This window comes from Xenorhabdus sp. PB61.4 (genome assembly GCF_963894935.1).
GTDB lineage: Bacteria > Pseudomonadota > Gammaproteobacteria > Enterobacterales > Enterobacteriaceae > Xenorhabdus > Xenorhabdus stockiae.
In genome coordinates this window covers 25,248-38,477 of sequence record NZ_CAWQJR010000001.1, presented here as the reverse complement: position 1 = coordinate 38,477, position 13,230 = coordinate 25,248, and the positions used below count along the sequence as shown (strand labels likewise).

Genomic DNA, 13,230 nt, shown 5'->3' with positions numbered 1-13,230 from the left:
TTGTGTGGGCTATTTTTAATAGAGCCTAATATACCCTATGGATTTCGAGTTGCATCGCGGCAGCAAAGGAGCAAGTCCCCTGAGCATAGATAACTATGCGACTGGGGTGAGCGAGTGCAGCCAACAAAGAGGCCATTTGAAAGACGACGGGTATAAGCCATCCCATTGTGAATTACTGGTGGGATTAGCTCTTAATCTAACCTGATACCTTTAAGATGGATGCTCCCTATGACAATGAAACGGACAAAAGAGATTAACCGCGATAGTTTCCGCAAAGCGTGGAAACAATATCGTCTGGCACCTGTGGCACTCGCTGTCAGTGCTGTTTTCATGCTTTCTGCCTGTGAACAGAACGATGAAACGGTATCGCTTTATACCAATGCCGATGAGTGTTCCAAGGCAAATCCTTCTCAAAGTGAACAATGTACCATTGCTTATAACAACGCCCTGAAAGAAGCAGAGAAAACTGCACCAAAATATGCGACCCGTGAAGACTGTGTGGCTGAATTTGGTGAACAGCAGTGTACTCAGGCTCCTGCACAGGCAGGTGTCGGCACTCAGGCACAGGCACAAAGCAGTAGCGGAAGCTTCTGGATGCCTTTGATGGCGGGTTATATGATGGGGCACCTGATGGGTAACAGATCTGCGCCTTCGCAACCACTGTTCTCATCAAAATCAGCCAGCAGCCCGGCTAATGGTAAATTTGTTGACGCTACAGGTAAAAGTTATGGCCCGGCTACCGCTGGCGGTCGTAGCATGTCTGTACCAAAAACCGCAATGGCGCCAAAACCGGCAACCACAACGACAATTACTCGTGGCGGGTTCGGTGATTCGGTGGCAAAACAATCCAGTATGCAGCGTTCATCTGCTGGCTCAAGTTCCAGTTCTTCCCGTTCAATGGGCGGCTAAGTCAAAGTGAGTATTAAGTAAAGATGAAACGCATTAGTATTACTGAGCGCCCGGACTGGCGCGAAAAAGCAACAGAATATGGTTTCAATTTCCATACCATGTATGACCAGCCTTACTGGAGTGAAGAGGCCTATTATCAGTTCAGTCTGGGTCAGATTGAAGAAATTGAAGATGCTACCGCAGAGCTGCATCAGATGTGTTTGCAGGTTGTGGAAAAAGTCGTCAATAGTGAAGAACTGCTGACAAAATTCCAGATCCCGAAACATTGCTGGGAGTTTGTCCGCTCTTCATGGGTAACCAGTCAGCCTTCACTCTATTCCCGTCTGGATTTCGCCTATGATGGCCAGAATCCACCAAAACTGCTGGAAAATAATGCCGATACCCCGACATCCCTGTATGAATCGGCATTCTTCCAGTGGATATGGCTGGAAGATCAGGTCAATGCTGGCCATCTGCCGTCAAATGCAGACCAATTCAACAGCCTACAGGAAAAGCTGATTGAGCGTTTTGCGCAATTACGCGAAAAACACGGGTTTGGCCTGCTGCATATGGCATGTTGTCAGGACAGTGAAGAAGACCGTGGCACAATCCAGTATTTGCAGGATTGTGCTTCAGAAGCCGGTATTCCGACAGAATTCCTGTTTATTGAAGATATCGGTCTGGGTGAAAAGGGGCAGTTTACGGATTTACAGGATCAGGTGATCGGTAATCTGTTTAAGCTGTATCCGTGGGAATTCATGCTGCGTGAAATCTTCTCGACCAAACTGGCTGATGCTGGAGTCCGTTGGCTTGAACCAGCATGGAAGAGTATTATTTCCAACAAGGCATTATTGCCGATGCTATGGAAAATGTTCCCGAATCACCCTAATCTGTTACCTGCTTACTTTGCTGATGAACGTCCGGCAGACATGGACAGCTATGTGATTAAGCCTTTATTTTCACGTGAAGGGGCCAATATCCGTATTATCGAGAATGGCCGGGAAATAGCCAGTGCAGATGGCCCTTATGGTGAAGAAGGCATGATTGTTCAGCAATTCCATGCCCTGCCTAAATTCGGCGATAACCATGCGCTGGTAGGAAGCTGGTTAGTGAACGATCAGGCTGCGGGTATCTGTATCCGCGAAGACCGTGAATTAATCACACAGGATCTATCCCGCTTCTATCCGCATATCATTCTGGATTAATTCAGTCATATCCAATCTATGTTGAATTGCATGGCATTAGCGAACAGTTAGTAACCCCCAGGAACATAGATAACTATGTGACTGGGGTGGGCGAGCGTAGCCAATGAAGTGCCCGCTCGAGAGATGAAGGGTATTAGCCTAATTGGATTGTCAGCATACTTAAGGAGCCATCTTCAATCCCTTCAACAGGCGTTGAAATTGGCTCTTCTTTATTCCATGTTCCCATTACATAGAAAAGTGGCATAAAGTGTTCCGGTGTCGGGTGGGATAATTTACCATCTTCCCTATCCAAGGCCTGAAGTAACGGATGTGGCTCTTCAGTATTCGTCAGGTTTTCACGTACAAACTGCTCAAAAGAAAGTGCCCACGGGTAAGGTTCTGCGCCCAGCTCTTCGGCTGGCAGGTTATGCACGACATTCCCGCTGCCGATGATCATAACGCCTTCATCCCGTAACATAGATAGTTTTCTACCTATATCATAATAGAAAGCCGTCGACTGATTACGATCTATACTCAGCTGGATCACCGGAATATCCGCATCAGGGTACATTTTAGCTAATATTCCCCAGGAGCCATGATCCAATCCCCATTCGTCAAAATCAGTTTCTACTTCAATCGGCTCAAGAATATCCTGTACCAAAACAGCCAGTTCAGGATAACCTTTTGCTGGATACTGTTTTTCATGCAACTCACGGGGGAAATTACCAAAATCGTGGATAGTTCTGGGCTGAGGCATCGCCGTCACAGCAGTACCATCTATATACCAATGTGCAGAAATGACCAGAATGGCTCTCGGTCTGGGCAGTTTTTGCCCTAATTCAAACCAGGCTCGTGAATAACAATTATCTTCAATGGCATTCATTGGACTACCGTGACCAATGAACAAGGCGGGCATTCTCAGGAGACTCATTCTCGTCCCTCATACAGCAAATCAAACATGGTGGATTATGAATAGCGACAAAAAAATTATGGCAAGATTATGATGTTTCTTCCCTGAATATGACCAATCAAAAAATGATGGGGTACTTTAAAAATACTGAAAGGCCACAGGGTGTGGACTGCGGCCTTATAAGCGTACATGCGATAAGAACTGATATATTCTATCCTGTTCGGCCTTTTATTCCGAACTTTTTTTATCCATCATGATCATGGCTCAGAATTTAGTTCTATCAGTTAAGAACCATGAAATATTTCATGCTAATAGAGGACGATATCAGCAGAAGAAAACCACCGTGCTGAATCAGCTGACAGCCTTTTCCATTTTAATGCGGTACTCAACCAAATCTTCAATTGTGACCACTGGCATATCGTGCTGTTGAGCAAATTCAATCACCTCAGGTGCTCTGGCCATGGAGCCATCATCATTCGTCAGCTCACACAACACACCCGCTGGTTTGAAACCTGCCAGTTTGACCAAATCAATCGTTGCTTCGGTATGACCACGGCGGGTTAAAACCCCCCCGTTCTGCGCCCGCAGGGGAAAAACATGCCCCGGACGATTCAGATCTTCCGGCTGCGCGTCATCTGCAATAGCCGCACGAATGGTTGTAATACGATCTGCGGCAGATACGCCTGTTGTTACTCCCTGTGCTGCTTCAATCGTAACGGTAAAAGCCGTCTGATACTGGCTTGAATTGTTTTCCACCATCATAGGCAACTGTAATTGCCGACGGCGCTCATCTGTCATGCAAAGACACACAATGCCGCTGCCATGACGGATGGTTAATGCCATTTGTTCTACAGTCATGGTTTCGGCAACGAAAATCATATCACCTTCATTTTCACGATTTTCATCATCCAATACCATTACCCCACAACCTGCACGTAAAGCTGCGATCGCGCGTTCAACACGTTGGAATGGGGTGCCATAGGAAGAAAGTAGCGTCTGATTCATGGTAAAAAAACCTCTTTTAAGTATATGGGTTACCAGAATCAGGGCGATTTTGAGGAGTTGGTATTGCTTAAAGATCAAGCAACAAAAACAACAGACGAGCGCAAGCGCCCGATTGATGCTGTTATTCTCTCCCATCCGGACTATAACCGTCGGCTCCAGAATCACACTGGATCTGCTGACCTCTATTTATACCCCGGTTGTTTGTATTTTTAACAACGACGGAATAACGACAAACAGAGCGCTCGCGGGCTTCATGAAATCACCAGATGATTTCACTTTACCGCCGGTAGGGACTTTCACCCTGCCCTGAGATAAACCATTCGACTATAACGTTAATGCTTCATCAGGGCAATTAGTAAAAACCAAATATAAAACCTGTCTCGCAATCATTTGTGCTTTCGCCAGCAGGTATTAAAATAGCGACAACATTATTTTTATTAATAACAGCCCGGTGATTAAACTGACGCTGTCAGTAAAAGGATACCCATTATGCTCGATCCGAAAAAAATTGAACAAATTGCCCGCCAAATTCACAATGCGATGCCAAAAGGTGTAAAAGAGTTTGGTGATGATATCGAGAAAAAATTGCGCACTGTATTGCAATCTCAGTTGAGCAAGCTGGATCTCGTCAACCGTGAGGAGTTTGATGTTCAGACTCAGGTTTTACTGCGTACCCGTGAAAAACTGATCAGTATGGAACAGCGCCTGAACGAACTGGAAGCTCGTTTCGAAACCCCAAAAACAGCGATTAATGCCGAAGAGAGTCATGGCGAAAAGAAAGCTGATTAATACATAAGGAGAATTGCAACAAAATACAATTCTCCCAATCATTCAGGCTATGCCGTTGATGTCATCCGTTAAATTACGCAAAAACATAACGGCATTATGGCTCAGATAAAATTACTGGCTTTTTATCGCCTTAATAATATTGGTCGTTGAGATCCCGTCTTCAAAATTCAGCACCTGTACTTCACCACCAGCGGCCCAGACTTCCTCACTGCCAGCAATCTCTTCAGGCTTATAATCCCCGCCCTTGACCAGAATATCAGGCAAAATGCCTGCAATCAGGCGCTGCGGTGTATCTTCTTCAAATGCAACAACCCAGTCCACTGACTCCAGTGCAGACAGTACAATCATTCGCTGTTCCAGCGGATTAACTGGTCGCGTTTCACCTTTCAGACGTCTGGTTGAAGCATCACTGTTAACGGCCACAATTAGGCGATCGCCCAGTTTACGGGCATTGGACAAATAAGATACGTGCCCCGCATGGAGAATATCGAAACAGCCGTTCGTCATTACGATACGTTCACCGCGCTGACGCGCTTGTTCAACAACTTCTTTCAGGCGTGATTCATTCATCACACCAAAGCCTGTTTCTGCACGTCCACGTACAGCATTTTCCAATTCCACCGGGGAAACAGTGGAGGTACCCAGTTTACCGACTACCACTCCCGCAGCCGCATTAGCCAGATAACAGGCTTCAGCCAGTGGCTTACCGGCTGCAATTGCTGTTGCCAGCACACCAATTACCGTGTCACCGGCGCCCGTTACATCAAAAACTTCCTGCGCCTGAGTCGGCAGATGCAAAGGAGGCTGCCCGACACGCAGCAGACTCATGCCACGCTCTGAACGGGTGATTAACAGCGCTTTCAGTTCCAGATCCTGTACCAGCTGAGTACCTTTGCGCACCAGTTCATCATCATCTTTGCAATGACCAACCACAGCTTCAAATTCTGACATATTCGGAGTCAGCAGTGTTGCACCACGATAACGCTCAAAGTCGTGGCCTTTAGGATCAATCAGAACTGGGACACCAGCATCATTTGCCAGCTTAATCATTGCCTGAACCTGACTCAGTGCGCCTTTAGCGTAATCGGACAATACCAGTGCGCCGATATTTGGCAGAGATTGCTGAATTTTCTCCAGCATTGGCTGAGCATCTACGTTCTGGAAGCCTTCTTCAAAATCCAGACGGATCAGTTGCTGATTACGCGAAAGAATACGTAATTTCGTAATAGTCGGATGGGTTGAAACGGAAACAAAGTCACACCGGACTTTCACGCTGCTCAGTTTTTCGCTTAATGCACGGGCTGCATCATCAATACCCGTTAACCCGATTAAATGTGAATTAGCGCCCAATGATGCGATATTCATAGCAACGTTAGCTGCTCCGCCCGGACGCTCTTCGATGGTGTCAACTTTAACAACAGGAACCGGCGCTTCCGGTGAAATGCGGCTGGTTGGGCCGTACCAATAGCGATCTAACATGACATCGCCAACAACCAAAACACCTGCACGGTGAAAATCAGGGAGTGCTACGTTCATCCCATGCTCCAAATATCAGAATAAATTGTGGCGGATATTACCATAACCAGCCAGAATGCCAGAAAGAACCCTCAGAAAAAGCCAAACTTACTGTGCTTTATCTCCAAGCCATTTCTGCCAGCTATTGTGTACGAGTGCTTTCTGTTGGATGAACCGTTCAGCAGGCACATGGCTGGATAGTGCCTGTAAAGCAAGCTGGTGCAGTTCATTACGCAGAGTGATATAAGCCAGTGTCAGTGCACTTGCTTCCTCCTCGTCCATAATATTGTATTCAGCCATTAACTCAAAAATGCGGACATTATCAGACCAGCGGGTCAGTTTGGCGTTTTCAGGGGCGTAACGCAGTACCTGATATTGGGCGATAAATTCAATATCAGTGATCCCTCCGGGGTCAGCTTTAATATCAAACTGACCATGTTGATGGCTTCCCAGATGCCGATACATTTTTTCGCGCATTTCACGTACTTGTTGGCGCAACAGTTCAGGCTCCCGTGGCATACATAGCGTTTCACCGCGAATACGCTCAAAATCGCCCCGCATTTTTTCATCACCAAATACCATCCGGGCACGAATCAAAGCCTGGTGCTCCCACGTCCATGCCTCTTTTTTCTGATATTCATCAAAGGCTTCAAGAGTACTGACCAGCATCCCTGATTCACCGGACGGACGCAGTCGGGCATCCACCTCATACAACACCCCTGACGCTGTTCGGGTACTGAATAAATGAAGGATCCGCTGGGCCAGACGCAAATAGAATTGACGGGCATCAATGGAGCGATCACCATCAGTCATTACCCCAATTGGGCAGTCCAGTAAAAACACCAGATCCAAATCAGAACCATAACCCAGTTCCCATCCACCTAATTTGCCATAGCCTAGAATGGCAAAACCAAGCCCCTGACGTTGCGATAAATGAGTTGGTGTACCGAAACGTTTTACCATCTGGTTCCACGCCAGATGTACGACCGCACCGATAATCGCTTCAGCCAGATAAGTCAGATGATCGCTGACTTTCATAACCGATAGTGCACCTGCGATATCTTCTGCGGCTATCCGAAATAGTTGCGCCTGTTTGAACTGCCTCAGAGCTTCCAGTAACTGCTCTTCATCATCTTCAGGAATACGCAATAAGTATTGATACAGCTCATCCCGATATGCCTCCAACGGTAATGGCTTATACAATGAAGTCGGATCGAGTAATTCATCCAGTAATAGAGGGTGATGGCTAAGCTGGCAGGCAATCATCGGAGAAGCGGCACACAGACGAATAACGTGGGTCATCACCTGTTCTGACTCCAGAATCAGCTCCAGATATGTTGTCCGGCTGACGATACTCAGTAATAAAGGAATAACCCGCTCCAATACGGTATTGCTATCTTCTCTTGCCACAATCTTTGCCAGCAGACGGGGCATCAGATGATCCAGCACATCACGTCCCCGTGGGCCAATGGTGCGCTTACTGATATCGTTACGTAGAGATACCATCGTCTCGAGCATTTTTTGGGCTTCAGGTTCACTGAGATGAGGAACAAGTGCCATCAGTTCGTCTCTGTTCAGATACTCCAGCCATAAGCTCTTAAACGGCACATGAGCGGAGACTTCGCCATTACCCTCAGTTTCATCACCGATCAGCTGCTGAAAAATATCTCGCACAACCAGCATATTTTTTTCTGTTTCTGCTGTTAAATGATCCCAGTCAGAAAATCCCATCCCCCAGCATAAACGGGCACGATCCAGTTCATTCTCCGGTAACGTCTGGGTTTGTTGATCACGAATGGATTGCAGCAAATTCTCAAGCCGACGTAAGAACAGGTAACTTTCTTTGAGTTGTCTGACCTGCTCCTGAGTCAATAATGCCAATGTTTCGATGGCTTCCAGTGCCCGTAATAATGAACGGGATTGCAGGATTGGCTCTCGGCCTCCGCGGATCAACTGAAATACCTGTGTGATAAATTCAATTTCCCGAATTCCACCGGCTCCCAGTTTAATGTTGTCTTTTAAACCCCGCCGACGAACTTCCCGCTCAATCATATTTTTCATGTTGCGTAACGACTGGATCACACTGAAATCGATATAACGGCGATAGATAAATGGCCTTAACATCTGACGTAATTCATTACAGTACGCCTGATCGTCATGCCCCAGAATCCGCGCCTTGATTAACGCATAACGCTCCCAGTCCCGCCCCTGCTCCTGATAATAATCCTCCAGCGCCGGGAAGCTGAATACCAGTGGCCCGCTATCACCAAACGGGCGTAATCGCATATCAACACGATAAACAAAACCATCGATCGTCTGCTGATCCAATACCTTGATCAGTTTTTGCCCCAGCCGGGTAAAAAACTGTGCATTATCCATTTCACGGCGACCACCTCGTGTCACACCGTTTTCCGGATAGGCAAAAATCAGATCAATGTCAGAAGAGAAATTAAGTTCTCCTCCTCCCAGTTTACCCATACCGAGGATCAATAGTGGCTGTGCAACACCAGCCTGATCCGTGGGAGTTCCCCAACTCTGACAGCAATGACGGTACAACCAGTCACGGGCAGCAATAATCAGCGTTTCCGCCAGTACACTCAATTGTTGCAATGTCTGCTCTGTTGTACTGCTATGCAGAGCCTGTGACCATGCAATTCTCACCAGCATTCTGTTGCGGAAAAGGCGTAAAGCCCGCATGAGGATATTTTCGTCATTGGCTGAAGATAAAGCCTGATTCAGCCATTCAGCCAACCATGTAGAATAGTATTTCCACTCATCAGGCTGCGGGGGATCCTGACGGATTTCATCCAGCCATTCAGCGCGAGTCAGCAAATTTTCTGCTACAAAATCACTTATCGCCAATACTGCCTGCTCATGAGGTGCAAAGTTGTCTGCGATTGCCTCTGATTGCCGTAATGATAGCTGAAAGTGCATCACCGTATGCTTTAATTGATGAGTTAAAACGGATGAAAGTGGCAGCATAGTCAGGTTCCATTGTTTATGGTAATTGGGTCATCAACCACTGAGTCAGAGCCAGTTTACATTGCAGCCATTTCGCGCTGTAACACAGGTTTTCTGCACCAGCCTCTGCATCGGCCGTAGAAAGGCTCTCTTCTAATTCAGACAATAAACCCAGTGCCGGAGCTGTTCTGCCTTGTTTTTCAACCAGAAGCCCTGCCCGTTTTAAAACTTTCTCTAAGCCTGTTTTTCCTGAATTGATCCCTGCCAGCCATCCTTCCTCTTGTTCCTGCCACTGTTGCAGGATATCTGTCAGAAGAACAGATAACGGTTGCTGCCATTCCGACGTTTCAGAGAATTCCGCCTCCATACTGGCCAAATTAATGAAAGAGACTTCTTTGATAAGCGCATAACCCCGTGCCGCTTTGCTACTGTTTGCCAGCCGTAATCCCCCCTGAACCGCCAGCTCCTCAGCTAATGACAGCACATCAGACACCTGCCCGGTTTTCAGCTCCAGCTCAAATTCACAAATCGGCGAGGTTTTCTCTCCGGCACGGATTTCTCCCTGATCCAGAACTACTTCGATTTCACTCTGTCCATAGTTCACCAGCCATTTTTCACGGGAAAAATCCGTGCTGAACAGATCCGTCAACGCAGACTGCAATTGAGTAATATCGGTATTTTCAGGCCAGATATCAGCAGGAAACAGGGTTAAATCCAGTTTTGGCTGATGAAGAGAAACGTTGAACTCTGGTCTCTGATGCAAGCCACCAATAACCCGCCCGGCTGTTTTAATCGTCATTTCATACTGTTGGTCAAAGCCACGAATACGCAGCCCCATATCCCAGCGACGCAGCTGATTATCGGGTGTTTCGAAGTAAATATTGGTCAAATGTTGTGGTGAGGTGTAATGATTAGGAAGCTGGAATAATCGGTCGCGTACTGTCGATATCGTTTCGGGTTTTACTGACAGTTTCAACTCTACTTCTACAGAACGCATATCTATCTCTCTCTCGGTTCATACTGCACGGATCGTTTTTCATCCTGACCACGGTTTTTTCAGGGAAATTCTTCAGAGAAGTTTTTCAGAATATGAAAAATAAACCACAATAGCCTGTTCTCTCAACAATGATTGTGCTACTCCATCAAAAAAACCCTAACAATATCGATATTCGGTCAGTTGATTGAACATTCATTCTGGTTTACTGATTGCACCCACAAACTTAACTCTTTACTATCAGCCTGAGTAGTTTGAAAAATTGGATAGCTTGAATCACGTTAATCACATACACCAAAACAGTTGACAACAGAATGCAGAAACTACATCGATTACTTATTTTATTACTTGGTTTTACACTTCCGTTATCCGTGCATGCTGAAGAAAAACGTTATGTTTCCGATGAACTATCAGCCTACATTCGTAGCGGCCCAAGTAATCAGAACCGCATCATGGGCTCATTGAATGCCGGTTCAGAAGTCATTCTGGTAAATCCTAAATCAGAGAATGGCTACTCGCAGATAAAGGACAGCAAAGGGCGTACAAGCTGGATCTTATCCAGTGAACTCAGCGCTATTCCCAGTGTGCACGAGCGTATTCCCGCTATGGAGCAGAAAATTAAAACGCTGACTGAGCAATTGGCTAATATTGATAATAGCTGGAATGAACGTACTGCTGAAATGCAGAACAAAGTTGCTGCCAGCGATAGAATTATCAATGACTTAAAAGCCGAGAATACCAAACTCCATAACAAGCTGACTGTAGCGGAAAAAAAAGTAGAAATTGCTAACCTACAGCTCGATGATAAACAAAGAGAAATCATTTTGCAGTGGTTCATGTATGGCGGAGCTGTCGCGGGTATCGGCCTGCTGTTGGGGCTTGTTCTGCCACATATCATTCCGCGTCGGAAACGCAAAGATCGCTGGATGAGCTGATTTTAAAAACCGGTTTTAAGGATGCAGGGTTCAAAAATATCGATTCAAGAACATAGTGTTAAGGATATAGCTTTAAGGACACAAGCGTGAAAGTTTACTTGGTTGGCGGAGCCGTTCGTGATCAACTGTTGAATCTGCCGGTTACAGAAAGAGACTGGGTTGTTGTTGGCGGCAGCCCTGAAGAACTCCTGTCACAGGGATATCAACAGGTCGGGAAAGATTTTCCCGTCTTCCTGCATCCTCAAACCCATGAAGAATATGCTCTGGCACGTACAGAGCGAAAATCCGGTCAGGGATATACCGGATTTACCTGTTATGCCGCTCCTGATGTCACACTAGAAGAAGATCTTTTGCGCCGGGATCTGACTATCAATGCCATCGCACAAACTGCCGAAGGTGAATTGATCGACCCGTATCAGGGCACTGAAGATCTGAAAAACCGCATCCTTCGTCATGTTTCAGCAGCATTTGCAGAAGACCCGCTGCGGGTATTACGTCTGGCTCGCTTTGCAGCCCGGTTTGCACATTTAGATTTTTCCATCGCAACGGAAACGCAGGCGCTGATCACTGAAATGACAGCGAGTGGTGAATTGTCATCCCTAACTCCTGAGCGAGTCTGGCGGGAAACGGAAAAAGCACTCGCATCGCAATCCCCACAGGTTTATTTTCAGGTTTTACGCAATTGTGGCGCTCTGGCTGTTCTTTTTCCGGAACTCAATAGCCTGTTTGATGCCCCTCTCAAGTACACAGATATAGATATGGGCGTTCATTCTCTGAACGTCCTGAAAATGTCTACTTATCTGAGCACAGATACTGATATTCGGTTTGCTTCACTGTGCACTCACATCGAAAGTGAACAGATTAAACAGTTGTGTGAACGGTTACGTATTCCTAATTCTGTACGGGATCTTGTCGGTATCGTGGCTCAATATTCCGGTTGGGTACATACGGCTCAACAACTATCGCCAGAAAAAGTGCTGGCGCTGTTCAATGCCATTGATGTATGGCGCAAACCGCAGCGTCTTGAGCAGTTAATTATCTGTAGTAAAGCCGATACCTGCGCCTTCACCCACTCGAAAACACCGCTCTATCCCTCTGAAAATTATTTACGCGGCGCTTTTACTGTTGCTGCTCAAGTCAGTGTTCAGCAAATCATTGCCCGTGGCTTTCAGGGAGCAGAGATTCGCACAGAATTAGAGCGGCAACGCCAGCTAGCCATCGCCGACTGGGAACAAAGCCAGCACTAGCTGGCTTATATGCCCCCGAGAATTGGGCTTCCTGAATTACCCTTCTATTTATTATTCAAATCGTTGCCCCGAAATTTACTCAATCAACAAGATTGTTCTTTTTTAAAACAACATTGTTGTTTTAGTCGGCTATGCTAATATGACAACACAAATGACAACATATTTTGAAATGATAGCGAACTAAGGGGGAATGAATGGAGACGATTCATTTTCGTATTGATGAAGAAACCAAACGCTTAGCCATGCAAGCGGCCAAACGTCAGCAAACAGACTTAACAAAGCTAATGAGACAAAAAGCCGAAGAATTGGCCAATGAAGAACGTGAATATCAAAAAAATACCCATGCTCACTGGTTAGAAGCGGAAATTGAAAAAGCGATTGACCAATATGAAAATGGGTCAGCTCACTTTATTGATGAGGCTGAAAGCCAACGCCGGATGGCTCTACTGCGTACTAAGCTGAGCAGGGGATAAAGTGATCACTATTTTATGGGAAGAAAGCGCACAAACTGACCGAGAGCAAATTTATCTCTACTTCTTTGAGCAGGCTGGGCTGTTATTGGCTGATGAGGTAGATGCAAAATTCGTGGAAATGGCTGAACTTCTGAAAGTGACCCCATATGCAGGCATAAAGGCACGTAACAGCCCGGATGAACGTTATAGAAAACTCGTTATCCCGCATTTTCCCTTCATCATGCTCTACCGTTACGATGAGGATAGGGAAACGATAAAGGTTCTCAGAATATTGCATACCGCCAGAAGAATAGCCGGGCTTTTCTGAGAAAAAACGTTAAGTGCCCCCT

12 protein-coding genes and 1 riboswitch are annotated in these 13,230 nt (G+C 46.2%); of the genes, 7 read left to right on the top strand and 5 right to left on the bottom strand.

All coding sequences use genetic code 11. From position 1 onward, the window contains the following. Window positions 1–228: 228 nt before the first annotated feature. Both AACX68_RS00195 and AACX68_RS00190 read left to right on the top strand, forming a co-directional pair. Window positions 229–909 (top strand): DUF1190 family protein, encoded by a 681-nt coding sequence (locus tag AACX68_RS00195; RefSeq protein WP_228857710.1) that lies wholly within the window; start codon window positions 229–231, stop codon window positions 907–909. A 23-nt stretch (window positions 910–932) separates the two neighbouring features. Further along, window positions 933–2,093 (top strand): glutathionylspermidine synthase family protein, encoded by a 1,161-nt coding sequence (locus tag AACX68_RS00190; RefSeq protein ID WP_228857709.1) that lies wholly within the window; start codon window positions 933–935, stop codon window positions 2,091–2,093. 133 nt (window positions 2,094–2,226) lie between these two features. Here AACX68_RS00190 and ygiD read toward each other — a convergent pair whose 3' ends face one another. Together ygiD and ribB are read right to left on the bottom strand one after the other, a co-directional pair. Beyond that, window positions 2,227–3,003: a 4,5-DOPA dioxygenase extradiol gene (gene ygiD, locus AACX68_RS00185; RefSeq protein WP_228857708.1), complete on the bottom strand. Its 777-nt coding sequence runs from the start codon at window positions 3,001–3,003 to the stop codon at window positions 2,227–2,229. Window positions 3,004–3,333: 330 nt separating this feature from the next. Continuing rightward, the gene (gene ribB / locus AACX68_RS00180) at window positions 3,334–3,987 is read right to left on the bottom strand and encodes a 3,4-dihydroxy-2-butanone-4-phosphate synthase (protein ID WP_228857707.1); all 654 of its coding nucleotides are present in this window, start codon (window positions 3,985–3,987) and stop codon (window positions 3,334–3,336) included. A 119-nt stretch (window positions 3,988–4,106) separates the two neighbouring features. Beyond that, window positions 4,107–4,305: riboswitch (FMN riboswitch) on the bottom strand. A gap of 171 nt (window positions 4,306–4,476) precedes the next feature. On the opposite strand from ribB, the gene ubiK reads away from it, so the two are divergent. Further along, entirely contained in the window at window positions 4,477–4,776 is a 300-nt protein-coding gene (gene ubiK, locus AACX68_RS00175; RefSeq protein WP_228857706.1) for a ubiquinone biosynthesis accessory factor UbiK, read from the top strand. 111 nt (window positions 4,777–4,887) lie between these two features. Here the strand turns inward: ubiK and hldE are convergent, their stop codons facing one another. The 3 genes from hldE to AACX68_RS00160 all read right to left on the bottom strand — a co-directional run bounded on the left by hldE (window position 4,888) and on the right by AACX68_RS00160 (window position 10,249). Then, entirely contained in the window at window positions 4,888–6,312 is a 1,425-nt protein-coding gene (hldE, locus tag AACX68_RS00170) for a bifunctional D-glycero-beta-D-manno-heptose-7-phosphate kinase/D-glycero-beta-D-manno-heptose 1-phosphate adenylyltransferase HldE (RefSeq protein WP_228857705.1), read from the bottom strand. Window positions 6,313–6,399: 87 nt separating this feature from the next. Further along, on the bottom strand, window positions 6,400–9,273 hold the full coding sequence (glnE, locus tag AACX68_RS00165; protein ID WP_255704987.1) for a bifunctional [glutamate--ammonia ligase]-adenylyl-L-tyrosine phosphorylase/[glutamate--ammonia-ligase] adenylyltransferase: 2,874 nt from the start codon (window positions 9,271–9,273) through the stop codon (window positions 6,400–6,402). Between the two features lie 16 nt (window positions 9,274–9,289). Beyond that, window positions 9,290–10,249 carry a CYTH domain-containing protein gene (locus AACX68_RS00160; protein WP_228857704.1) on the bottom strand — a complete coding sequence of 320 codons (960 nt, stop codon included), beginning with the start codon at window positions 10,247–10,249 and terminating at the stop codon, window positions 9,290–9,292. A 311-nt stretch (window positions 10,250–10,560) separates the two neighbouring features. Between AACX68_RS00160 and AACX68_RS00155 the strand changes: the two genes are divergently transcribed. From AACX68_RS00155 to AACX68_RS00140, 4 genes are all read left to right on the top strand, one after another. Then, window positions 10,561–11,181, top strand: a complete 621-nt coding sequence (locus tag AACX68_RS00155) for a TIGR04211 family SH3 domain-containing protein (RefSeq protein WP_228857703.1) — start codon at window positions 10,561–10,563, stop codon at window positions 11,179–11,181. Between the two features lie 86 nt (window positions 11,182–11,267). Then, window positions 11,268–12,428, top strand: coding sequence for a multifunctional CCA addition/repair protein (locus AACX68_RS00150; protein ID WP_228857702.1), 1,161 nt, complete (start codon window positions 11,268–11,270; stop codon window positions 12,426–12,428). A 194-nt stretch (window positions 12,429–12,622) separates the two neighbouring features. Then, window positions 12,623–12,901 carry a damage-inducible protein J gene (locus tag AACX68_RS00145; RefSeq protein ID WP_228857701.1) on the top strand — a complete coding sequence of 93 codons (279 nt, stop codon included), beginning with the start codon at window positions 12,623–12,625 and terminating at the stop codon, window positions 12,899–12,901. A 1-nt stretch (window position 12,902) separates the two neighbouring features. Then, window positions 12,903–13,208 (top strand): type II toxin-antitoxin system RelE/ParE family toxin, encoded by a 306-nt coding sequence (locus AACX68_RS00140; RefSeq protein ID WP_099122877.1) that lies wholly within the window; start codon window positions 12,903–12,905, stop codon window positions 13,206–13,208. Window positions 13,209–13,230 lie beyond the last annotated feature (22 nt).